General features: G+C 74.2%; 21 protein-coding genes. 10 read left to right on the plus strand and 11 right to left on the minus strand.

Annotated features, from left to right (window positions below):
• Positions 1 to 3 precede the first annotated feature (3 nt).
• The 5 genes from AB0B76_RS37355 to AB0B76_RS37375 all read right to left on the minus strand — a co-directional run bounded on the left by AB0B76_RS37355 (position 4) and on the right by AB0B76_RS37375 (position 4,731).
• Positions 4 to 2,058: a hypothetical protein gene (locus tag AB0B76_RS37355; RefSeq protein ID WP_360384514.1), complete on the minus strand. Its 2,055-nt coding sequence runs from the start codon at positions 2,056 to 2,058 to the stop codon at positions 4 to 6.
• Entirely contained in the window at positions 2,058 to 2,423 is a 366-nt protein-coding gene (locus AB0B76_RS37360) for a hypothetical protein (protein WP_360384516.1), read from the minus strand. Before AB0B76_RS37360 ends, AB0B76_RS37355 begins: the two co-directional genes overlap by 1 nt.
• Entirely contained in the window at positions 2,420 to 2,671 is a 252-nt protein-coding gene (locus tag AB0B76_RS37365; RefSeq protein WP_360384518.1) for a hypothetical protein, read from the minus strand. Before AB0B76_RS37365 ends, AB0B76_RS37360 begins: the two co-directional genes overlap by 4 nt.
• A 126-nt stretch (positions 2,672 to 2,797) precedes the next feature.
• Positions 2,798 to 3,496: a hypothetical protein gene (locus AB0B76_RS37370; RefSeq protein ID WP_360384520.1), complete on the minus strand. Its 699-nt coding sequence runs from the start codon at positions 3,494 to 3,496 to the stop codon at positions 2,798 to 2,800.
• The gene (locus AB0B76_RS37375; RefSeq protein ID WP_360384522.1) at positions 3,493 to 4,731 is read right to left on the minus strand and encodes a type VII secretion protein EccE; all 1,239 of its coding nucleotides are present in this window, start codon (positions 4,729 to 4,731) and stop codon (positions 3,493 to 3,495) included. Before AB0B76_RS37375 ends, AB0B76_RS37370 begins: the two co-directional genes overlap by 4 nt.
• Before the next feature lie 100 nt (positions 4,732 to 4,831).
• Here AB0B76_RS37375 and eccB point away from each other — a divergent pair, with 100 nt between their 5' ends.
• Genes eccB through AB0B76_RS37390 form a run of 3 tightly spaced genes read left to right on the plus strand, consistent with a single transcriptional unit; the run spans position 4,832 to position 7,976 of the window.
• A complete protein-coding gene (eccB, locus tag AB0B76_RS37380; RefSeq protein WP_360384524.1) occupies positions 4,832 to 6,214 on the plus strand; it encodes a type VII secretion protein EccB in 1,383 nt (460 codons plus the stop codon).
• Complete coding sequence (locus tag AB0B76_RS37385; RefSeq protein ID WP_360384526.1) at positions 6,211 to 6,948, plus strand: phytanoyl-CoA dioxygenase family protein; 738 nt, start codon at positions 6,211 to 6,213, stop codon at positions 6,946 to 6,948. Before eccB ends, AB0B76_RS37385 begins: the two co-directional genes overlap by 4 nt.
• On the plus strand, positions 6,945 to 7,976 hold the full coding sequence (locus tag AB0B76_RS37390; RefSeq protein ID WP_360384528.1) for a methyltransferase: 1,032 nt from the start codon (positions 6,945 to 6,947) through the stop codon (positions 7,974 to 7,976). The genes AB0B76_RS37385 and AB0B76_RS37390 overlap by 4 nt, the downstream gene beginning before the upstream one ends.
• A gap of 3 nt (positions 7,977 to 7,979) precedes the next feature.
• Here the strand turns inward: AB0B76_RS37390 and AB0B76_RS37395 are convergent, their stop codons facing one another.
• Both AB0B76_RS37395 and AB0B76_RS37400 read right to left on the minus strand, forming a co-directional pair.
• Positions 7,980 to 8,588, minus strand: coding sequence for a hypothetical protein (locus AB0B76_RS37395; protein WP_360384530.1), 609 nt, complete (start codon positions 8,586 to 8,588; stop codon positions 7,980 to 7,982).
• Positions 8,589 to 8,779: 191 nt separating this feature from the next.
• On the minus strand, positions 8,780 to 10,012 hold the full coding sequence (locus AB0B76_RS37400; protein ID WP_360384532.1) for an FAD-dependent monooxygenase: 1,233 nt from the start codon (positions 10,010 to 10,012) through the stop codon (positions 8,780 to 8,782).
• 115 nt (positions 10,013 to 10,127) lie between these two features.
• Between AB0B76_RS37400 and AB0B76_RS37405 the strand changes: the two genes are divergently transcribed.
• From AB0B76_RS37405 to AB0B76_RS37425, 5 genes are all read left to right on the plus strand, one after another.
• On the plus strand, positions 10,128 to 10,475 hold the full coding sequence (locus AB0B76_RS37405) for a DNA polymerase ligase N-terminal domain-containing protein (RefSeq protein ID WP_360384534.1): 348 nt from the start codon (positions 10,128 to 10,130) through the stop codon (positions 10,473 to 10,475).
• Positions 10,476 to 10,576: 101 nt separating this feature from the next.
• Complete coding sequence (locus tag AB0B76_RS37410) at positions 10,577 to 11,551, plus strand: endonuclease/exonuclease/phosphatase family protein (protein WP_360384536.1); 975 nt, start codon at positions 10,577 to 10,579, stop codon at positions 11,549 to 11,551.
• Between the two features lie 46 nt (positions 11,552 to 11,597).
• Positions 11,598 to 12,314 carry a hypothetical protein gene (locus tag AB0B76_RS37415; RefSeq protein WP_360384538.1) on the plus strand — a complete coding sequence of 239 codons (717 nt, stop codon included), beginning with the start codon at positions 11,598 to 11,600 and terminating at the stop codon, positions 12,312 to 12,314.
• A gap of 15 nt (positions 12,315 to 12,329) precedes the next feature.
• Positions 12,330 to 13,112: a DUF6193 family natural product biosynthesis protein gene (locus AB0B76_RS37420; protein WP_360384540.1), complete on the plus strand. Its 783-nt coding sequence runs from the start codon at positions 12,330 to 12,332 to the stop codon at positions 13,110 to 13,112.
• A 48-nt stretch (positions 13,113 to 13,160) separates the two neighbouring features.
• A complete protein-coding gene (locus tag AB0B76_RS37425; protein WP_360384542.1) occupies positions 13,161 to 13,817 on the plus strand; it encodes a hypothetical protein in 657 nt (218 codons plus the stop codon).
• A 68-nt stretch (positions 13,818 to 13,885) separates the two neighbouring features.
• Here the strand turns inward: AB0B76_RS37425 and AB0B76_RS37430 are convergent, their stop codons facing one another.
• From AB0B76_RS37430 to AB0B76_RS37445, 4 genes are all read right to left on the minus strand, one after another.
• Positions 13,886 to 14,398 carry a hypothetical protein gene (locus AB0B76_RS37430; protein ID WP_360384544.1) on the minus strand — a complete coding sequence of 171 codons (513 nt, stop codon included), beginning with the start codon at positions 14,396 to 14,398 and terminating at the stop codon, positions 13,886 to 13,888.
• 341 nt (positions 14,399 to 14,739) lie between these two features.
• Positions 14,740 to 15,096 carry an HTH domain-containing protein gene (locus tag AB0B76_RS37435; protein ID WP_360384546.1) on the minus strand — a complete coding sequence of 119 codons (357 nt, stop codon included), beginning with the start codon at positions 15,094 to 15,096 and terminating at the stop codon, positions 14,740 to 14,742.
• Positions 15,093 to 16,862 carry a glycoside hydrolase family 76 protein gene (locus AB0B76_RS37440; RefSeq protein ID WP_360384548.1) on the minus strand — a complete coding sequence of 590 codons (1,770 nt, stop codon included), beginning with the start codon at positions 16,860 to 16,862 and terminating at the stop codon, positions 15,093 to 15,095. Before AB0B76_RS37440 ends, AB0B76_RS37435 begins: the two co-directional genes overlap by 4 nt.
• Positions 16,863 to 16,952: 90 nt before the next feature.
• The gene (locus AB0B76_RS37445) at positions 16,953 to 20,156 is read right to left on the minus strand and encodes a DUF5127 domain-containing protein (RefSeq protein ID WP_360384550.1); all 3,204 of its coding nucleotides are present in this window, start codon (positions 20,154 to 20,156) and stop codon (positions 16,953 to 16,955) included.
• Positions 20,157 to 20,351: 195 nt separating this feature from the next.
• Between AB0B76_RS37445 and AB0B76_RS37450 the strand changes: the two genes are divergently transcribed.
• Together AB0B76_RS37450 and AB0B76_RS37455 are read left to right on the plus strand one after the other, a co-directional pair.
• Complete coding sequence (locus AB0B76_RS37450) at positions 20,352 to 20,855, plus strand: SigE family RNA polymerase sigma factor (protein WP_360384552.1); 504 nt, start codon at positions 20,352 to 20,354, stop codon at positions 20,853 to 20,855.
• Positions 20,852 to 21,985, plus strand: a complete 1,134-nt coding sequence (locus AB0B76_RS37455) for a hypothetical protein (protein WP_360384554.1) — start codon at positions 20,852 to 20,854, stop codon at positions 21,983 to 21,985. The genes AB0B76_RS37450 and AB0B76_RS37455 overlap by 4 nt, the downstream gene beginning before the upstream one ends.
• Positions 21,986 to 22,016: the final 31 nt, after the last annotated feature.

Genomic DNA, 22,016 nt, shown 5'->3' on the forward strand with positions numbered 1-22,016 from the left:
CGCTCAGGCGGGCACGGCGACCGGCGGCCGGACGCGGATGCGCAGCTGCGGGGCGGCGTACCCGACGAAGGCCATGCCGAGCGGGTCCCCTTCGGCCAGGAGCGTGAGCCGGGCATCGAGCAGGGCCGCCGCCAGTGGGTCACGCCGCTCGACGAAACACTCCAGGAACGCCCGCCCGAACCGGGCGCCGAGCCGCTCGTCGGTGGTGATCTCGGTGCCGATGAGGCCCGAGGCGCGGGCGACGCGGACGAACGCGTCCACGAAGTTCATCGCCACGCGCGGCTCGACGGTGGCGGTGCGGCAGCCGTTGAGGAACACGAGCGGGTGGGTCCGCGGCCAGTACACACCGCCGTCGGCGATGAGCTCGTACCCGATTCCCGGCGAGCCGGACTGCCCGACGACCACGGCGGGAAGACCGGCGCGGTCGCTGCCGTGGCAGTACAGGTAGACCAGGTGCGGGCCGAAGGCCCGGTCCCGCAGGCCGGCCAGCAGTGCGTCGCGGTCGTCGTAGCGGCGGTGGGTCGCGCCGAGCGACGCGACCCACTGTTCGTGAGCGCCGGCGAACTCGTCGGCCACGCCCACGATGACGTTCGGCCGGTCGGTCACGTCGAGGTACCGGCCGTCGGGGCCGTCGTCCGGGACCGCGTCGCCGGCGACGGCGTAGGTCAGCGACTGCGGCAGCGCGACCGCGTGCCGGAAGCCCCAGAACCCGCCGGGGCAGACGATGTTCGGATCGCGGTACGCCGGGCACTCACCGCGGAAGCACGCCGTGGCCGCCAGTCCGGCGCCCGACCCGGCCGCACCGATCGCGGCCAGCGCGTCCGGGCACACGCGCAGCCGCTCGCGGACCGTGTCCAGCGGGTAGTCGTAGAACAGCGCCACCGGAACGGTGAACGTGAGGCCGCTCTTGCCGGCCACCTCGACCACGCCCGGCCGGCGCATGAGCGACTGGAGCCCGCTGATCGGCGGGTCGACCTCCCGGGGCAGGGGCGGCTCGACCCGCTCGGCGAAGCGTCCGGCGGTGTGCGCCCAGAACCGGTACCCGGACAGCGCCATGGTGATCAGGTCGTCGTGGAACGTCGAGCCGGGCAGCCGCCCGTACCGGTACCGTGCCCCCTCCGTCCAGCCGCCGGCGTCGCCCCAGGCGACGTGGGACAGGGTGCGGCGGGCCCGGTCGATCTCGTCCTGCAGCTCGCCCCGGTCCAGCACGACGTCGGCCTTGAGCCGCTGCTCGCCGAAGAACCGGAAGGCGCTGGTGCCGTCGCCGTTGTCGTTGACGAGCACCGACAGGCGCAGGGGCTCGACGTCCGTCAGGGTGTCGTGGTCGAGCGCGCCTCCGGCGACGTAGTCCACGACGGTCCGCAGGGCCTCGGGCGCCGTGCCGCCGGCTCGCACGGTGACCTCGACGACCCGGGACTGCAGCAGGGTCCGGCGGCAGTACACGTTGCAGCGCAGCCGGAACCGGCCCTCGCGGGCGGGGGTGCGGAACGGGAAGCAGAGCCGGTCCGAGCCGGTGTAGCGGGCCGCGGGCTGCTCGGCGATCCGGATGCCGCCGGGGTGCACGGAGAGCACGCCGACGTCCGCGGCCGGGTCGAGGACCAGCTCGTCCGGGTACGCGAAGACCGCGACGTGCAGCTCCGTGCCGGGCCCGGCGTCCGGCGGCGGGACGAGCGCCCGGAACGAGGTGTCGATCGCGCCGCGCCGCGGCCTGGCCCCCGTCGCGAACCAGAACACGTAGTCGGTGCCGGGCTCGAGGCACCGATCCGGGGCCAGCGTCCTTCTCGGCCTCCCGTGCCCGGCGATGCCGGTGCTCACCAGCGGCCCGCTCGTCGCGTGCCGCCGGGAGAGCCGCCCGAGCACCCACCACACGACGGACGGCGGGTGGACCATCGCCAGCTCCAGGCCGGAGTGGGTCCACCACCGGGCGGACGACCAGCGCCGGATCTCATGGGATCGCCGTTGGCGCCACGCCTCCCGCAGCCCCCACGCCGCGGCCAGCAGGACCGCGCCGAGCGCGAACTGGCCCGCGTCGAGGAGCCAATGCAGCCAGCCGGGCATCAGAGGCCCGCGGCCGCGTTCTCGCCCGCGAGCATCGGGTGGGAGCCGTCGTCGGCGATCTCGTGCTCGTCCAGCGCGGGCCGGCGCCCGTCGAGGAAGTACGCGGCGGTGAACCCCTTCGCGCGCCACACCATGATGACCAGCAGCACGAAGTACACGAAGAACCCGGCCGCGAGGCCCAGCCCGTAGGCGGCGAAGAGCCGGGTCTTCTCGGGGAACAGGGCGAGGACGGCCCCGCCGCCGAGGGCGCCGACGATCGTGGCGACGTCGGCGAGCTGCACCGAGGCGCGGTACCGGTTCACGTAGTAGGTGAACCAGCCGATCACGGCGCCGAACGCGAACGCACCCCACTCGATGAACGTCACGGCAACTCCTCCTGGACGGCGGCCGCCCGGGCCCGGTGCCGGACGAGCCGGTGTGCGGTGCAGCCGAGCAGCGCGCCGAGCGCCGCCGGCCCGGCCGCGGCCGGACCGCCCGCGAGCGCGGCGATGCCCGCGGTGAGCACGAGCATCAGGACGCCGCCGGCGACGCGCCCGCGGTCGCGGCCGGCGAGCGCGCCGAGCAGGAACCAGCCCGGCACGGTGCCGTACGCGATCACGCCGCAGATCAGCACGCCGCCTCCGCTCGGGGATGGCGGGACCCGGCCCGCATACGCATCGTAGGCAGGCGATATCGCGGAGTGGATCGCCCGCCCGTGCACCGCCCGCGGCGATCCGGCGACCGTCGTCGACCCGAACGGCTACGGGGTGCGCGGGAACAGGATCGGCAGCACCCCGTGCCGGTCGGCCAGCGCGATCTCGCCCGGGCGCAGCTCGTCGGCCAGGGCCGCGTCCGGGTGCCCGAAGCGCCGCGCGACCACGCCCGAGTACCCCTGGCCGGTCAGCAGGATCGCGTCCACGCGCGACCAGAACTCCGTGCCCTCCGGCGGGGCCGCGCTCACGTGCACGACCGTGCACCACGGGTGCTCGCCGACCCACATCGGCGGCGGGCTGGGGTGGTCGACGACGAGGACCTGCGGGCCCGGGTACGTCGCCGGGGCGCTGCCCGGGGCCGGGGGCCAGTTCGACGGGCCGTCCAGCCACGTCAGGCCCGGGCCGGTGATGAGCGTGCGCAGCGTGGCCCAGTAGCGGTCGTCGGCGGTGAGCACGGCGACGTGGCAGCCGACGCCGACCAGGCGGTAGACCAGCGCCGCGGCGAGCGCGGGGTGGCCGAGCACGCCGAGGCGGACCGGGTGCGGCTGGATCGCGGCGACGGCGGCGGGGCGGCCGGCGCGGTCGGTGCCCAGGTACAGCCCGCCGATCGGGATGTCGAGGGCCAGGCCGACGTGGCCGGGGGAGTCCCAGCGTACGGACGGCAGCATCGTCAGGTCGGCGTCGCCGGGCGCGGCCGGGCGCGGGGCCGGGGCGGCCGCGCGGGGGCGGGTGTCGCGGCGGCTCATCGCGACGTCCAGCCGATGGCGCCGGTCAGCGGGCGCGGGCCGCCGCCGAGGGGGAGGGTGGCCAGCACGCCGGCGGCCTGGGCGCCGGGCAGCGGGGTGGCCAGGCCGGCGTCGAGGAGGCGCTGCCGGGCCTGGCGCGCGTCGGCCGGGTCGGCGCCGACCACGCGCAGCGCGGCGCGGGTGCGGGCGGCCGGGCCGTCCAGCTCGACGGCGAGCGACAGCACGGCCCGGTTCGCGGGGCCGCGCGCGACGGCGTCGAGCAGCGCGAGCCAGCCGGCCGGGGACGCGACCGCCGCGCCCAGGCAGTGGTGGTGGCCGCCGCCGGTGACCCACGCGTCGCGCCGGACGGCGCCGTCGGGGGCGGGGTCCCCGACACCGCGCAGCGTTCGGGCCAAAGACGGAGCATCCATCGGTACCGTCGACACGCCCTGACCCAGCAGACGCACCCGGAGCCGGGCCAGCGCCGCGGCGACCGCCAGCCGCGCGCCGTCCGCGCCGCCCTCGCCCCGCCGCCGGGCCGCCTCGGGCGCCCAGATCGGCTCGTAGCGCACCGACACCCAGGCGCGGCGCATGAGCGGGATGCCGGCCCCCGGCCACGGGTCGCGGGCCTGCGGCACGGAGCCGTTGCCGTTGGTGCGGGCGACCCCGAGCTGCTCGATCAGCACCTGTACGCCGGCCAGCGGTACGTCGTCGTCGGCGGCGAACGCGGCGAGGCGGCCCAGGTCCACCCGCACCGGCGTGCGCGTGTCCAGCTCGAGCGCGGCCGCGAAGCCCTGCCCGTCCCACGCGACGCCGAGCGGGTGCCCGTTGCGGTCGGTGCATTCGGCCACCTCCAGCCGCGGCGCGATCCGGGCCGCCGCCCCCAGCTCGGCCGGGCCGCCCAGCACGGGCGCCGCCGCGACGGGCGGGGGAGCCGTCAGGCCGGCCACGGGCGGCGCGGCCGCGGGCGGCGCGGCCGCGGGCCGGGCGGCCGCGAGCACGCTCGCCGCCGCGTCCCGGCGCACGCGCGCGGCCAGCAGGTCGGTCAGCCAGCGCCGGTCCCGGCGGGCCAGCGTGACCGCCAGCACCAGGACCGCGACGCCGACGAGGGTCCAGCCGCCGACGCCCAGCAGGGCCCCGCCCGCGACCGCGGCCCCGACGGCCGCCTCGAGCGCGAGCAGACGCCCCCGGCCGATGCGCAGCCGCCCGCCGCTGCGACGGGGCCGCGCTCCCGCCTCGTACGCCTGTACCGCCACTTCCGCCGCCCCGTTCCGGTCAGTGGTATCGATCCGTTGCCCGTATCATGGTGCCGCAGGACGCACCTGGACAACTCGACGGTGAGGATGCAGCGACGCGATGGCGACCACCCGGGACCACGTCGCCGCCTACGACTACGAGAGCCGCCGGCGGGTGACGAGCCTGGTCCTGGGCTCCGACGAGGCCGGCCAGGACCCGCACCGCCGCCTGAACCGCACGATGGTCGGCAGCACGGTCATCGCCGTGCTCGTCATGGCCGGCTTCGGCGTCGCCGGACTGCTCGGCGGCGGCAGCGGCCCCTCGCTGCCGGACTCGGGCGCGGTCCTGGTCAAGGGCAGCGGCGACCGGTACGTGCTGGTCGACGGCGTGCTCCACCCGGCGCTCAACCTCAGCTCGGCGCTGCTCGTCGGCGGCGGCCGGCCCACCGAGGTCCGCTCCTCGGCCCTCGACGGCAAGCGCCGCGGCCTGCCGGTCGGCATCCCCGGCGCGCCCGACGGCATCCCGCAGCGCCTGGCCGCCGGCCCGTGGACGGTGTGCATGCTCCCGTCGGGCTCCCAGGTGGTGCGGCCCGAGGTCGAGGTGCTCGTCGGCCTGCCCGCCCCGGCGCCGGGGGCGCTCGGCGCCGAGTCCGCGGTCGTGGCCGAGGACGGCGGGACGACCTGGCTCGTCACGCTCGGCCGGCGGTACCGGCTGACCGGCAACACCCGCGCGCTGCTCGGCCTGCAGGACGCCCGCCCGATCGCCGTGCCGCCACGCGTGCTCGACACGCTGCCCGAGGGCCCGGAGATCGCGGTGCCGGCCGTGCAGCACGGCGGTGCCCCGCGGACGACGCTGCCGGTCCAGGCCAACGTCGGCGACGTGCTCCAGACCCAGGGCACCGGCCAGGGCCCGGGCTACTTCCTCGTGCAGTCCGACGGGCTCAGCTCCGTCTCGCCGCTGACCGCCACGCTGCTGCTGGCCGGCGACAGCAAGCTGGTGAAGGCCGACCGCGGGGCCGTCAACGCCGCGACCTCCAAGCAGGCCGTGCCGGGGAGGTCCGGCTGGCCCAAGGAGGTACCGAAGGCGGTCGACCCCGTCCGCGGGCAGCCGCTGTGCATCTCCACCACGCCCGGCACGCCGCCCGGCGACGCGCCCTGGGCCGTGTCGGTGAGCCTGCCGCCGGAGATGCCGGCGCCGTCGTCGGCCCCGCCGATCGCCACCAAGGCCGGCCCCGACACCGACCTGGCCACGTCGGTCGCGATCGTCCCGGGCACCGGCGCGCTGGTGCTGGCGACGACGACGGCCGGCCAGGACGGCGGCTACAACCTCGTGACCGAGTCGGGCCAGCGCTTCCCGATCGTCTCCGCCGACGCGGTGGCCCGCCTGCAGCTCAACCCGGCGTCGGCGGTCCGCCTGCCGCTGCCGTTCGTGGCGCTGCTGCCCTCCGGCCCGACGCTCGACCCGACGGCGGCGGCGCAGGAGTACCAGGGGACGCACCCGTGACGCTGGAGGCCGACGGCTTCGTCGTCCTGCCCGCGCTGCTCGCCGGCGAGCGGCTGGCCGCGGCCGTCCGGCACGCCGACGACCTGCTGCACGGCGTCGGGTGGAGCGGCAACGACTTCGACGGGCGGAAGACCCGGCGCGTGTACTCCCTGCTGAGGAGCGTCGGCGCCTTCGAGGCCCCGCTGACCCACCCGGCGGTGCACGCGCTCGTCGCGGAGCGCCTGGGCCCGGTGTACCAGTTCGGCATGCTGTTCCTCACCGCGGTCGACCCGGGCCAGGGCGCCCAGTCGCTGCATTTCGACGCGGGCGTTTACCCGCTGCCCCGCGACGTCGAGGCGGAGACGAACGTCATCTGGGCCCTCGACGACTTCACCGCGGACAACGGCGCGACGACTGTCGCGCCGGGCAGCCACCTCTGGCCGGCCGGGCGGCGCCCCGAGCCGCACGAGCTGGTCCCGGTCGTGATGCCCGCCGGCAGCGCCGTTGTGTACAGCGGTCGGCTGTGGCACGCCGCCGGCGAGAACCGCGGCCCGGCGACCCGCCGCGCCCTGATCTGCGAGCACGTCCTGCCGTGGCTGCGGCCCGCCGACAACCACACCCTGGCCACCGGGCCCGAACGGCTGCGGAGTCTCACGCCGCAGCTGCGCCGCCTGGCCGGGGTGGCGCCGGCGAGCGAGTACCTCGGCCTGGTCGGCGGCCGGGACCCCGAGCAATGGCTGGAGGCGGCCCGATGAGCGAAGAACCGAGCCTGTGGGCGGCGGCGGACCTGCTCACGCCGATGGCGATCCGGGTCGCGGCGACGCTGCGGCTCGCCGACCACATCGCCGCCGGCCGGACCACCGCCGACGCCCTCGCCGACCGCGTCGGCGCCGACCCGGAAGCGCTCGCGCGGCTGCTCGGGCACCTGGCGACGGCCGGCGTGGTGACGCGGGCCGAGACCGGCTACGCGCTCACGGGCCTCGGCGAGCAGCTGCGCGACGACCACCCCGGCGGCCAGCGGCCGTGGCTCGACCTCGAGGGCTCCGTCGGCCGCGCCGACCTGTGCTTCACCGACCTGCTGCACACCGTGCGCACCGGCGAGCCGGTCTTCCCGCGCCGCTTCGGCCGGCCGTTCTGGGAGGACCTGGTCGCCGACCCGGCAAGGCAGGCCCAGTTCGACGGCCTGATGCGGTCACGGCTGACCACCGCCGGCCCCGACGTCGCCGCCGCCTACCCGTGGGCCGCCCTCGGCCACGTCGTCGACGTGGGCGGCGGCGACGGCAGCCTGCTCATCGCGATCCTGGCCGCGCATCCGGGCCTGCGCGGCACCGTCGTCGACCTCCCGGGCGCCGTGGACCGCGCGGAGCGGGCGATCGCCGCGGCGGGCCTGGCCGACCGGGCCGGCGTCGCCGCGGGCAGCTTCTTCGACGAGCTGCCGCCGGGCGCGGGCGGCTATGTCCTGTCGGGTGTACTGCACGACTGGCCGGACGAGGACGCCGAGCGCATCCTGCAACGCTGCGCCGACGCGGCCGGCGACACCGGCACCGTCCTCGTCTGCGACCACATCGGCGACACCTTCGACACCGAGGGCGACCTGCGCATGCTGTGCTACTTCAACGGCCGCGAGCGCACCCTGGAGCACCTGCGCACCGTGGCCGCCCGGGCCGGCCTCGCCACCGTCGACGTCACCCCGGCCGGCTCGCGCTCCCTCGTGGCCCTGCGCCGCGCGGCGGGCACCGTTCGCCCTTCCCGGCCGGGCGTGGGGTCCGAGGCCGGTCGGTGATCGTCAGTGCAGCAGCCGTTGCGCCCAGTAGACCTGGCCGTCGGGACCGACGCTGATCAGGGCGATCAGCAGGTCCTCCACCGCCTTGGGCGCGGCGGGCACGAGCAGCTCGGGCGGGGTTCCCGGGCGCGCCGGATGGAGCACGGTCTGGAACGTCACCGGTGACGCGTCGACCGACCACACGCAGACGGCGCCGGCCGAACTCCACAACGACCCGTTGACCTCCCGCACGCCGACGCCGCGCAGCCACGGGTAACGCCTGCCGGCGATCTCGAGCGATCCGTCCCACCCGGCATTGACACTGCCGGGCCGGGCCGAGGTGACCGCGATGAAGCTTGGCGCGAGATGACTGCGCTTGTCCAGCAGCACGATCCGCAAGGAGCCGCCCGGCTGCGGGTGCGGTGGCCGGGTCCAGGCGACGCGCCCGAGGAAGATCTGGTCGCCGGCTCCCGCCACGATCGCGCTGACCGGTTCGAGCGCGGCGTCCGCCGTCGCCTGATCGACGAGCTGCAGCGTCGCTCGAGCGCTCAGCACCTCGGGCCCGTACGGCGGCCGGTTGTGCCACCACCGCCAGCCGGCCACGCCGGCAGTTCCGGCGACGAGGATCGCCACGCTCAGCATCAGACCCGCCCGTCGGTGCACACCGCAGTAGAGCACAGCACCGCCTGGCCCGCGTGCCGTTGCATCACTACAGCTGCGAGGCGCCGCCGTCGACGGTCAGCTCGGCGCCCGTGGTCGCCACAGGGCGTGACGACCTTCGGGCCGGCCGTCGCGCGAGACCCGCGGCAAATGAGTATGCGTTGCTACAGCGACGACTGCGGTCCGGCCGCGGCCCGGGAATCCGGCACCCCCGCGTAGTCAGGCAGCTCGACGCCGTTGATCGCGCGCTCGACCAGCTCGGTGAGCGCCTCCATGTCAGGCTCCGGGATCGGTTCGGCGCCCGGCCCCGGGGCGTCGAGGCTCTGCACATGCATCCGGCCGATCTCCTGGTTCGCCTCGACGAACGAGCGCATCCGCCCCTCGAACGCGGCGAACCCTGCCTCCGGGTCCCAACCGGCCGTGGCCAGCTCTCCGGCCAGCAGGTAGGCGCCGACCAGGGCCAGCCCGGTGCCCTGCCCGGACATCGGCGACGAGCTGAACGCCGCGTCTCCGAACAATCCCACCCGACCGCTGCACCAGCGGTCCATGACGACCTGGCCGACCTGGTCGAGGTAGAAGTCCGGGCTATCGTCCAGGTGCGCGAGGAGCCGCGGAGTCAACCAGCCGAAGCCTGCCATCCGCTCCCGCAGCAGCCGCTTCTGCGCCGCGACGTCGCGGTAGTCGACGTCGAACGTGGCCGCGGGGAAGGAGAACATGGCCATCGCCCGGGTGGCGTCCTGAATGGGCCGCAGCAGTGCGGAGCGTCCGGACTCCTTGTGCTGGCACTCGAGCAACCAGCGGTCCAACCCGAACTCGTTCGGCACACTGTAGAAGGCCAGCACGAGCCCCAGGTGGCGGACGAACCGCTCGTGCGGCCCGAAGACCATCGCCCGCAGCGCCGAGTGCAGCCCGTCCGCCCCGACCACCAGGTCGAAGCGCCGCCGGTCGCCGCCCGCGAAGGCCACGTCGACCCCGTCCGCGTCCTGGGTGAGTTCGGCGATCCGGTCGCCGAAGACGTACTCGACACCGTCTCGGGTGTCGTCGTAGAGCACTCGGGACAGATCCCCGCGCAGGATCTCGATGTCCGCTATGTATCCGTCGCCGCCGTGATCGTCGGCCCGGAAGGTCTCCAGCACAGTCCCGTCCACGTCCACCGTGTAGGCGCCTGCGGTTTCGGTGCGGGCCGCACGCACCGCCGCGTCCAGCCCCATCCGCCCGATGACGTCCTTGGTCACCCCGCGCGCGTCCACCGCCTGCCCACCGGGACGCAACTCGGGGGCCCGCTCCACCACGGTCACCTCGGCCCCCCGCCGATGCAGCCAGTGAGCCAGCGCGGGCCCTGCGATACTCGCCCCCGTCACCAACACCCTGATGCTGCTCACAGCGCCCCCGCTCACCTGCCTGGCTCACCTGTCCGGATCATACCGGCGCTCACGGTGCCGGCCGGCCGGTGACTACTCATCGGCGGTGCCCGGATCGGCGGGAACGTCCGTGTGGGGCAAACTGGGAGGTGTGGATGATCAGGGGCGGGCGACGTTTGTGCTGCACGAGCATCACCAGCCGCGGCACCACTTCGACCTGCGTCTGGAGGAGGACGGCGTTCTGCGGTCGTGGGCGGTGCCTCGCGGCCTGCCGGAGGACCCGAAGCACAACCGGCTGGCGGTCGCGGTGCCGGATCACGATCTCGAGCACCTGACCTACACCGACGCCGGCAAAGAGATCGCCGATATCGGCTGGTGGCAAGAGGTGGATCGCAACGACAGGCGCATCGTCTTCACGCTGCACGGCCGGGGCGCCCCGCGAACGTACGCACTGATCAGGACCGGCTCGGACTGGCTGTTGCATCTCATGAAGGACTAGAGATCGGTCCGAAGTGAGTGGTTCGCCGGCCGGCTTGCCCATCCCCTACCCTTTGCGGGGTGATCGGCATCGGGGAATCTTTGCCGCCGGCGTCGCCTGCTGTGACTCGGCAGCGGCGCCGCTGGCTGACCGTGCTGTTGTGGATGCTCATCGCGCCGTTCGCGGCGTGGGCGGCGGGGCGGGTGTTCGGTCTGGAGAGCGGCTACCCGACGGTTCAGCTGATCGCCTTCACCCCGTACGCCGCGGTGATCTCGTTGGTGCCGCTGGCGCTCGCGGTACTGACGAAGCGGATTTGGGCGGCGGTCGCGGCGGCGGGGGTGGCGGTCGCGTTCGCCGTGTGTGTCCTGCCGCGCTGGATCGCCGACACCGGCGGCGGGGTTCCGGCCGGGCCGACGCTGCGGGTGATGACCGTCAACATGCTCTACGGCCAGGCGGACCCCGACCAGATCGTGCGTCTCGTCCGTGACGGCGATGTCGATCTGCTCGCCGTCCAGGAATACACCGAAGCCGGGCGGGCCGCACTGCGCGCGGCCGGGCTGGAGGAGGCACTGCCCGACGCGGTCGCCTACCCGCGGGCCGACGCGGGCGGGTCGGCCGTCTACAGCCGCTTCCCGCTCGCGGCCAAAGGATATCGGCACCTCGCCGGCGGCTTCATGCAGGCGCACGCCAGCGTGCAGGTCCCGGGCGCCGCGGAGGTGTACGTCGAGTCGGCGCACCCGTGCGCTCCGATGGGCCGCGCGTCGGACGCCTGCTGGCTGGCCGATCTCGCGGAGCAGCCGGCGGCGACGCCAGGCGGGCCGGTCAACGTGCTCATGGGCGATTTCAACTCGACCCTCGACCACAAGGCGTTCCGGCGGGTGGTGGCGAAGGGGTACGACGACGCCGCTGACATCGCCGGTGCCGGGCTCTCCACGTCGTGGCCCTACGACGACCGGTGGTACTTCCCGAGCGTGACGCTCGACCACGTCCTCGCCGACAAGCGCGTCGCGGTACGAAAGGTCGTGGTCCATCGCGTCGCGGGCAGCGACCACCGGGCCGTGTACGCCGAACTGGTGCTCCCGAAAGCCGGCGGCTGACCCGTCGGCAAGATTCCTGGCGGTCGGCACCCGGTAGCATCCGGCGATGGGTTTCAGCCTCGACGTCGGCCTGTTCCTGTGCACCGATCCCGACGGTGAGGAGCACTGGCCGCTCGCCGCCCGCGAGGCCTACCTCGACACGCTGAACGAGGCCCTGCGGGGTCTCGGCCTGGCCGAGCACCGGGAGCCCCGCGCACTCGACGAGATCGACCCGGGCACCGATCCGTGCCCGCTGGGCGAGTCGATGGGTCCGTACTCGTCCCACGCCCGCCGGGCGGACCGGCTCGACTGGCTGGCCCGGCACGTCGCGGTGGTGGGTTCGGCACCGGCGGCCGAGCCGCCGTACGAGCCCGGGACGTACCAGGCGTACGACGCCTTGCCGGACCGCGGGGCGGCCTTCGACCACCTGCTGGCCGCCTGCCAGCAGGAGGTCGTCGTGCTCCCGCGCCGGCTGGAACGGGTGCTGTGCGCCGACTCGCCGGCCGGGGTCCTGTGCTTCGTCTCGGCGCACCGGTTGCGCGCCGAGGCGGCGGCGCTGGCGTTCGTGCTGCGGTACCCGGACCCGTCGGAGCCGGCCTCGCCCGTGGTGGACCCGGTCACCGGCGACCCGATCGGGGATCGGTCGTTCGCCGGCCTGGACACCCGCGTGGCGGAGGACGCCGAGTCCTGGCAGCGGTGGGCCGACGAGTCCGTACTCTGCCACCGGCTGCTGCGGTGCGCGGCCGACATCCTGCGCACCGGCGCACTGGGCCACACCAGCTGAACGGAGAACTGCCGCATGCCGACGTACCCCGAGCCCGCTGTTCTGTATCCGGAGGTTGCCGCCACCGGCAGCCTCGCCGCGGCGCTGCGGGCCGTGGCCGCCGCGCACGGGCTGGCCGTTCCGGTGCCGGTCGCGGAGTCCGGGTCGCTGTACTCGGCGGTCGTGCCGGCCGCCGTCGCGCACCGCGAGGAGCTGCAGGTGTCCGCCAGCCGTGTCGAGCGGCTCTGGCGCGTCACCGGCCACGAGCGGGCTCAAGGCTTCACCGTGATCGAAGGGCAGACGCCGGATCTGGTGCAGGTCGCCCGGGCCGCGCAGGGGTGGCACGACGGGACGGCGCTCGCCGGGATCGTCGCGGCGGCGGCGTTCATGGAGCTGACCGGGCGGTCGGAGCGGCCCGGCAGCGAACCGGCTCAGATGGCCGAGGCGGAGTGGGAGCAGCTGCGCCGGGAAGCGGCGGAACTGGCGCTGAAGTGGACCTGGCCCGAGTACGAGGCGCTGGTCGAGGCCGCGTACGCCGAGCCCCGGCTGCGGCGGCTCTACCCGTTCACGACCCACGTGGCCCTGCGGTTCTCGACCCGGACCCGTCCCGCGCTGGACATCGTCCCCGTGTGCCTGCACGCCGGGCGGGGTCCGAACTTCTCGGTCACCCGGGGGTTCGCGGCCGACGGGGACGGCCCGCTCGCCACGGCCGCCACCGCCGAGGAGGCCGTGGCCCTGGCGGTGCGCCACCTGCCGCCCGGCATCGGCCCCGTGACCTCCGGCGACCCGGACGCGCTGCACCGGCAACAGCAGTCGTAAATGCGGCAGCAACGGCGGTGAGCGGCGAACTGCGACTACAACGGCGATATGGACCTCATCGCCAGCGCCGACGTCGCCGCCGACAACATCCTCGACTACTCGGTCACGCCCGCCGCGCAGTCGTACGTGATCGGCGAGCACATCGTGCGCATTCCCCGCTGCCGCGTGCTCGCCGTCGCCTGCCTGTCCGACGTGCAGCCGCCGGAGTACCCGTTCCCCCAGGTACCGTCGGCGCCCTGGCACTACTCGGTCGCCGCGCACTCCTTCGTCGGGTTCCGCCACGGCGGCACGGGCGTGTGGGAGTACCCGGCCGCGTCGCGGGCCGAGCACGACGACTGCAAGGCCGTGAGTTTCCGGGTGTACGTCGGGCAGGGCTGGGCCGCGGTCAACGGGCTCGTCTTCCAGACGGGTCTGGTGCCGCCGCAGTACGGCAAGGTGACGCTCGAGGACTACCGGCTCGTCTTCGACGCGATCACCGGCGCGATCCACTTCACCCTCACCGTGTCCCGCACCGGGGAGGCCGACGAGCCGGACCTCGACCCCGACGAGTACGCGCTGGCCGCCGCCCGCGAGGCGGCGCCCGAGGGCGTGCAGCTGCGGGTCCGCCCGCTGGACCGGCCGCTGCCGGCCGGCCGGCACTTCCGGGTCGACGCCGCCTCCGGGGCCGTCGTGGAGGTGGCCCAGCGCGAGCCGAAGAGCCGCTGAGGCTGTACCGAGGCGCCGCGAACCCGTTCAGTCGATGTCCGGGTCCAGGAGGGCGGCGGTCGTGGACGTCAGGTCGACGGTTCCAGGTCCGCGAGGAGGTACGCGACATCGAGGCCGGTACGGAGGTACTCCACGAACGTCTCGTTGTTCAACGCCCGCGGCGACCGGCGGCGGCGAATCAAGCCGATGGCGTCGTCGGGCCGGTGGCCGAGCAACACCAGCGCGTGGCCGATGACCAGGCCGGAGCGGTTGTACCCGCGATGGCAGCGCACGAGCACGCGCAGGCCGGCGTGAACGGCAGACGCGGTCAGCTCGGCCACGCGGCCGACGGCCTGTATCTCGTCTGCGCGCAAGGGCTGGTCGGGAACGTCGACGCAGTGATGCTCCACGCCGGCCGGCGGCCCATGCCCGTGCCGTTCGTGGAGGCTTACCACCACGTCGAACTCGTCGCCGACGACGACCGGCAACACGGCACCGCCGACACCGGCGTAGTGGTGGCCACCCATCCGGAGCCGCGTGACGATCTCGTTCCAAGGGTCGCCCGCGAACGGCTCCCCGCGGTCCCTGGCTCGGGTCTTCAACACTTCCTCCGCTCGGCGATAGTCATACTACGCCGGGCCGAGCGGCTACCATTTTCCAGTGATCCGCGCGGTGGTCTTCGACGTTGGCGAATGTCTGGTGGACGAGACTTCGACCTGACGGTGGCGCGGGCGGAGCGAGCGGCAGGCGGCAAGCCGCCACCGACACCCGTCGACGCGGCGGCCGACCCCGTCCCGGCGCGCCCGTTCGATGCCAGGACGCGCCGGCGTAGATCTTGAGGGGGTGTGGGTGGAGCGAAGCTCCCCCACTGCGAGCGCCAGCGAGCCAGGAATTCAGCTGGGGTTTGGGTGGAGCGGAGCTCCCCCAACGCGAGCGCAGCGAGCTATGAGGCCGCCAGGCGGTGCAGCAGCAGGCGTTGCTGGCGGGCGTACGCGCGCTGGCCCAGCTGCCGCAGCTGTTCCCGGCTCCGGGCGCCCCGCAGGTAGTGGTCCAGCGGCTCGACCGTGTCGCCCAGGGGCTCCTCCACCGCCGGGACCACCGCGTGCGCCGCCAGGCGGTACGCGCCCGCCCGGCCCGGGACCGCCTCGATCGGCAGGCCCGCGGCCGTCAGCAGGTCGATGTCGAGGTAGATGGTGCGTACGTCCACGCCGAAGCGGCAGGACAGGGCCGCGGCCGAGACCCACGGGCGGGAGCGCAGCTGGAGCAGGATGCCCACGTGCCGCGCGTGGCGCGCGCTCACGATGCCACCAGCAGGGCCTGCAGGGCGCTCGCCTGGGTGCGCCAGTCCGGCGGGGACGGCGGGCTCGCCCAGCGGCTGCCGATGCGGTTCATCGGGTCGCGGGTCGGCCACAGGGAGTTGGCCTGGGTGTCGGCGAAGGATTGGAACTGGCCGGCTTCGGCGAGGTACCGCATGAACACGCCCTTGAATTGTTTCTGGTTGTCGTCGCAGGACTGGCCGGGGTCGCAGGACTCGGCCAGGACCCCGTTGCGCACTAGGGAGGAGCCGACGGCGGCGCTGCCGAGCCGGCGGGCCGCGTCTTGGTAACTGACGGTGCCGGTCGCGCGGTACAGCTCCATCGCGGCGCCGATCGCCAGGCCCTGGTTGTACGTCCACACCGTCTGGCCGTTGTTGTGGCAGTCGGTCGTCAGGCCGTCGTTGACCAGGTTCGCGGCGTTGACGAGGCCGCTGTTCTGGAACCAGTTCCAGCCGGTGACGGCCTTGTTGAGCCACGCCGTGTCGCCGGCGATGCGGTTGTGCAGCGCGGCGGTCAGGCGCAGGTACAGCCCGATCGTCACGGCGTTCTTGTAGGTCCGCTCGCGGTCCCACCAGACCCCGCCGCCGCACGTCGAGGTGTCCCAGAAGCCGGACACGTAGTTGGCGATCGTCACGGCCTCGTTCAGGTACGTGACGTCGTGGTTCAGGTCGTAGGCGTCGATCCAGGTCAGGCCCCACCAGGCGGTGTCGTCGACGGACCGGCTGATGAAGTGGCCCTCGACCGGGTCGGAGGAGCGGGCGCCGGCCGGGAAGGCGACCCGGTTGACGTCGAAGGTGCGCTTGACCGCCCAGGCGTAGGTTTGGTCGCCGGTGCGGCGGATGTACTGGATGACCGTGCTGAGCGCGACCGCCGAGTTCCACCAGCTGGACGGGTACCAGGCGGGGTAGGGGTCGTAGGAGTACATGAGCGCGTCGGCCGCGGCCCGCATGCGAGCCGAGGACGGGCGGGCCCACGCGGTGCACGCGCCGTTCTGGCTCTCGACCGCCCGGCCGCAGGCGCGCACCGCCCCGCCGTACAGCAGCGACGTGGGGTCGGTGACGTTGAAGCGGTTCGTGCGGCCGCTGGTGGTACGACCCAGGGACGATCCACCCGGCCAGCTCGCGCCGGCGTCGAAGGAGCGGTCCAGCCACACCTCGTCGCCGGCCCGGTTGTTCGTGATCGTGCCCCAGGCCAGGCCGCCCGCGTCGACGTGCAGGGCGATCGTGCGGCCGCTGAGGGTCACCGCGCGCACCGGGTCGGCGTCCGTGCCGCCGGTCGCGTTGTCGCAGGTCGCGGCGCAGACCGACGCGTGCACCCAGCCCGTGCAGGCCACGGCGTGGGCGTCGCCGCAGGCGCGGACCATGCCGTGGCGGTGGTGCGAGGGGTCGGCGAGGTTGTACATCAGGGTGCGCGTGCCGGTCCAGGTGGCCGGGATGGCCGCCTTGCCCAGCAGCCCGTCCCAGGTGGCGCCGCCGTCGAAGGAGCGGTCCAGCCAGACCGACTCGCCCTCGGTGCCGGCGTCGATCGAGCCCCAGGCCATGCCGTCGAGGTCGGACAGGTGCAGCACGATCCGGCGGTTGTTGATGAGCAGCGTGCCGACCGGGAACGTCTCCTGGCGGGCCAGGGACGGGTCGCGGGTGTCGCAGTACTGCGCGCAGACGGCGGTCGCCGCCTGGGCGGTTGCGGGCGCGACGGCGAGGCCGGCGACGAGCAGCAGCAGGACGGCGAGCGTTCGTTGGATGGCGGCCACGATAAACTTCCTTTACAGAAAGCGCTCTCACAACGTTGTACGTCGGTGCTCAGCCCTCGGTCAACAGGCAAACTTCCTGCCAGATACGGGTTACGCGATGGCGCGGACGTCGGCGTCGGTCAATGCCCTGGTCCAGACCCTCACCTGGTCGATGCGGCCGGGGAAGTGGTCGGCGTCGCCGCCGTTCCACTTGCCCCGGCCGATCGTGAACGCCCCGCCCGCGGCCCACGCGGCGCCCATGGCGGCATCCGCCACGAGAGAACCGTCCACGTAGAGCCGCAGCCGGCCGATGGACGCATCGCGCACCCCCACGAGGTGCGTCCACCCGCCGGTTCGCGGCGGGAACGGCGACACCGCCCGGGTCGCCGCGGCGTTCGCGGTGTCGGCGGCGAGCATCGCGAACGCCCATGCGTTGTCCGCCGCCGAGTACTGCAGATAGAACCCGCTCGCCTGCACGCCGTCCTGCGCCGCCACCGTGGCGAAGTTCGACGTCGCCGCGAGCTGGACCCACGCCGAGACGGAGAAGCTCGCCGCGGTGTCCACCAGCCGGGCCGCGGTCGCGAAGCCGGTGCTGCCGTTGAGCTCCAGCCCCGTGCCGCTGTAGCCGCCGCCGAGCGCCGCGCCGCCGCTGAGGGTCAGGGACGCGTCGGCGGAGTCGAAGGGGTACGCCGCGACCTGGCTCGTGGCCAGGCCCGCGGCGGCGGCGATCGTGGCGGCCGGCAGCGCGTGGTCGTAGGTGCGCACGTCCTCGACGGTGCCGGCGAACGTGTCGGCCGCGGCCCCGTTCCACCTGCCCCGGCCGATGACGAGGGCGCCGCTGGCGGGCCAGCCCGAGGTGTACCCGACCTGCCCCTGCAGCACCCCGTTGACGTACAGGCGCAGCTGGCCCGCCTCGGCGTCGTACACCCCGGCCAGGTACACCGCGGTGTTCAGGGCCGGCGCGGCCGAGGACAGCGCCCGGGTCGAGCCGGTGTTGTCGGCGTCGGCGGCCGTCATCGCGAACGCCCACCGGGCATCGCTGCCGGAGTACTGCAGGTAGAACCCGCTGACCCGGGCGCCGTCCTGGCTGACCGCGGTACGGAACCCGGAGAGGTCGGAAGGGTTGACCCGGGCCATGACCGTGAACGAGCTGTCGGTGCGCACCACCGGGAGCTCGGACGCGGCCGGCGTGCCCAGCGGCCACGACCCGGTCAGGCCGTTCGGCGTGTGGCGCAACGTCAGCAGGGCGAAGGCCCCGCCCACGACCGGCCGCGCGGCGAAGCCCGACTGGTTGCCGCTGTCGGTGTCGTACCAGTCCGTGAACGGCACGCGCGCCGGCGTGGTGTTCGCGAAGGTGTACGCCTTGCCGATGAGCATGTCCCGGGCTGCGCTCTGCCCGGTGAGGAACGCCGCGGTCCACAGCTCCCAGTCGACCTTCGTGTACGTGTGCCGCGGGTCGAGCGGCACCCCGTAGGCGTGCTGGTTCTGCAGGTACCAGGCCGCCTCCTCGGCCGCGACGGCCGGCGGCACGAGGTTGGTGCCCGCGACCCGGTCGGCGAAGCCGTTGTACTTCAGGCTCCACGTCGAGTCCGCGCCGTCGTACGTCAGCTTCAGGTGGCTGTGCGCGCCGTTCTGCGCCATGGCCGCCCACTGCGCGATGTACTGCCGCGCCGTCGCCGCGTAGGTCGAGGCCTGGCCGGCCCGGCGCGCGATGTCGGCCATCGCCCCGATGCCCACGATCCCCTTGAGGGCCAGGTTCACGCTGTGCGCGATGAACCCGGTGAAGTCGTCGGTCTGGTTCTGGTTGCCCGGGTCCGGCAGGTTCGCCACGAGGTAGTCGGCCCAGCTCTTGAGCTTCGCGTAGTGCGCCGTGGCGTACGCGCTCGCCCTGGCCGCCGGCAGGCGCGAGAGCAGCGCCGCGACCATCACGAGCATGTTGGCCGACTCCTCGACCGGCATGTCCTCCTCGTCCTGGCCGATGCGTCCGAAGGCGTTGGGGTACACGCCGAGGTCGTGCGGGGCGAACGGCTTGTCGAAGCCCTGCACCTCGGTGTAGTCGAACAGCGGGGCGAGCAGCAGCTCCAGCCAGCGCGGGCTGAGCTGCAGGAAGGCCGGGAACGCCGGGTAGATGACGTCGACCGTGCTGAAGTCGCCGTTGGAGGAGATCTCCTTGAGCATCACCCAGGGCGCGCCGCCGCGGCTGACCAGCTCGGTACCGCCGAAGGCCTGGCGCACCACCAGGGCGCAGAGGGCGGCGTACTGGTCGTTCGCCGCCGCCCGCGCCCAGGCGTTGATCTGGGCGTCGAGGGCGGCGCCGACGGCCCGGGCGGTGTCGCGGTCGGCCCGGAACCAGGCGAGCATGTCCGGCCAGGCGGCCCACTGGGTGCGCCAGTACGGGTCGAGCTGAGCGCCGAGGTAGGACACCGCGGGCGTGCGCACGTGGCCGATGACGAAGACGACGGGGCCGCTGCCGGCCGGGCCGACGGCGCCGAGGGCCCGGTTGAACGCGAACACCGGCCAGCTCGCGTTTATCGCGCGGGGCTGGTTGGCGTCGGCGGTGTTCGGCAGCGCGCCGGTGCCGGCGGCCGCGGCCCGCACGGTGGCGTCCGCCCCGGTCTGCCAGGTCAGCCCGGCCACGTCGTCGGTGCTGAAGACGACCGTGCCCCACGACGCCTGGTCGTTGGTCTCGGCGAGCACGGACGGCGCGGCGGGCTGGAAGGTGTGCACGCGCTGGGAGCCGGCGGTCTGCGTGGCCCACGTGATCTGCTTCGCGCGGTCGCCGTGCGCCCACTCGCCGGAGACGTCGACGTAGAGGCTGACCTGGTGCGTGCCCGCGTCGGCCGAGGTTGCGGTGATGCTCAGGTAGGACATCGGCACCGACTGCCGGCGCAGGTTCGCCGGGTCGACGGGGGAGAAGAACTCGACCTCGAGCCGCACCGGGCCCGCCGTGATGGTGAAGGTCGAGCGGGTCGCGGTGATCACGAGCGCGGTCTGGGTGGCCAGGGGCCAGCCGCCGGACGGGGCGCCCATGAAGACGTACGGCTGGCCGTCGACGCGCACGATGCCGGTGATCGCGGTGACCGCGCCGGCCCAGAACGTGGGCCAGTTGCCGGGCAGGGTGTCGGCGCGCAGCCAGGTCGACAGGTACGGCGAGCGCACCGCGAGGGGCGTGGCCGGCGGCCGGATCGGGGCGAACGTGGTGGCGGCGTGCGCGGCCTCTTCGAACAGCAGCGGGCCGAGCGCCGAGCCGGTGATCCCGCCGAGGGCGGCCAGGCGGAACAGGTCCCGGCGAGTGGGGTGCGATGGCGGGCTCACGTGACGTAGCAAACATTTTCCGATGCAAAGTGTCAACGATCCCCATGGATTTTCATCGGTACCTGTTTGAAGTTGTTGAGTCCGTGAAATGCGCGCGGCACTTTTGCCAACCATTGACAGATCGAAATCGCATACAACCCGAGCGCTGCGCGGCCGCCTCTACCCTGTGACCGCCGGCCGAAGGGATCGCCAGCGTTGCGACCAGAACCCGAGCACGACTACACGCAGTACGTGGCGGCGCGGCTGCCGCGCCTGCACCGCATCGCCTACCAGCTCCTGGGCGACCGGCACCGGGCCGACGACGCGGTGCAGGACGCGCTGACCACGCTGTACCAGCGCTGGACCCGCATCCGCGAGGTGCGCAACCTCGACGCGTACGTGCACACCATGGTCGTGCGGGCCGCGCTGTCCGACCGGCGCCGGTTCTGGTCCCGGGTCGCGCTCTGGGACAGCCCGCCGGAGGTCGTGCGGGAGCCCGACGGCCCGGGGGTCGAGCAGGCGATGGTGCTGCGGCAGGCGCTGCGGGCGCTGCCGGAGGGCCAGCGCACCGTGCTCGTGCTGCGGTTCCTGTGCGACCTGCCGGTGGAGGAGGTGGCCGGGGTGCTCGGCCGCTCGGAGGGGACCGTGAAGAGCCAGACCTCCCACGGACTGCGAACGCTGCGCCGGATGCTGCTCCGCGCCGAGGAGAGTGTCGTATGAACCCGCTGCAGGAACTGCTCGACGTGGACGCGCCCGGCACCGAGCTGACCGCCGAGGGCCTCGTGCGGATCGGGCGGGCGCGGGTGCGCCGCCGCCGCAACGCGATCGCCGGCGTGGCCACCGCGCTGGTGCTCGTCGTGACCATCGGCGCCGCCGCGCTCGCCGGCGTGCGCTCGCCCGTCCCCGACGACCGGCCGGCCCACCCCGGGCGGACCCCGTCCGCGCCGGCACCGTCCTGCCGCGCCGAGGTTCTGCCGGTGCCCGGCAACGGCGAGACCCTGGCGCCGGTCGTGGACCCCACCGGGCACTGGGCGGCGGCCCGGCTGGCCGACGGCCCGGGTGTGGCGGTCTGGCACGACAGCGAGCTCGTGGCCGTGCGGCGGGACATCGCGGTGACCGCCCTGGCCGGGATCGCCGCGAACGGCACCGTCGCCCTCGACGGCGCGAGCCAGGGCGCGATGATCATCACGACGGAGTTCGACCAGATCATGACCAGGCCGACGGGTCTCGCCGGCGACGTGCGGTCCGAGGGCTCCGCCGTCAACGCCGCCCGCGACGTGGCCGGCACCGCCACCTTCGACGGCGGCCGGCGGGCCGTGCTGTGGCCGTTCCGGGACCCGGGCCGTCCGGTGCTGCTGGCCACCCCGGCCCAGCACGGTTCCGTCGCGCTGGCGCTCGGGGCGGACGGGACCGCCGGCGGCTACGTGACCGACAACAAGACCGTCTTCCAGCCGTACCTCTGGCGGCCCGACAGCACCGCCGTCGCGCTACGGCTGCCGGGCGGCGACACCAACGGCAGCGTCGACGCGATCGTCGGCCGCTGGGCCGTGGACTTCGGCAACGGCGTGCGGTGGCCGCTGGACGGGGCGGCCGACCCGGAGCCGCAGCGCTTCGACCGCGGTCCCGGCCGCGTCGGCGCGATCGCCGCGGACGGCACGGTCGCGGGCGGCAACGGCACGTCGCCCTACCTCGCGGGCCCGCGCGGGGCCGTCCGGCTGCCCGCGCTCGAGGGGTTCGGCTACTACACCGTCGGCGGCCTGAGCGAGGACGCGCGGGTGGTCGCCGGGATGGCGATGCCGCACGGCGGCCCGGGCGGTGGCACACCGTTGCGGTGGATTTGCGGGGAGTGACGAGGGTTTGACCAGCGTCTGTATTGACAAA

It is taken from the genome of Dactylosporangium sp. NPDC049140 (assembly GCF_040648435.1).

Coding starts and splice junctions, on each gene's coding strand:
- AB0B76_RS37425 (WP_360384542.1), top strand. CDS start 13,161: ATGGACCTCATCGCCAGCGCCGACGTCGCCGCCGACAACATCCTCGAC.
- AB0B76_RS37370 (WP_360384520.1), bottom strand. CDS start 3,496: ATGAGCCGCCGCGACACCCGCCCCCGCGCGGCCGCCCCGGCCCCGCGC.
- AB0B76_RS37390 (WP_360384528.1), top strand. CDS start 6,945: ATGAGCGAAGAACCGAGCCTGTGGGCGGCGGCGGACCTGCTCACGCCG.
- eccB (WP_360384524.1), top strand. CDS start 4,832: ATGGCGACCACCCGGGACCACGTCGCCGCCTACGACTACGAGAGCCGC.
- AB0B76_RS37415 (WP_360384538.1), top strand. CDS start 11,598: ATGGGTTTCAGCCTCGACGTCGGCCTGTTCCTGTGCACCGATCCCGAC.
- AB0B76_RS37355 (WP_360384514.1), bottom strand. CDS start 2,058: ATGCCCGGCTGGCTGCATTGGCTCCTCGACGCGGGCCAGTTCGCGCTC.
- AB0B76_RS37420 (WP_360384540.1), top strand. CDS start 12,330: ATGCCGACGTACCCCGAGCCCGCTGTTCTGTATCCGGAGGTTGCCGCC.
- AB0B76_RS37455 (WP_360384554.1), top strand. CDS start 20,852: ATGAACCCGCTGCAGGAACTGCTCGACGTGGACGCGCCCGGCACCGAG.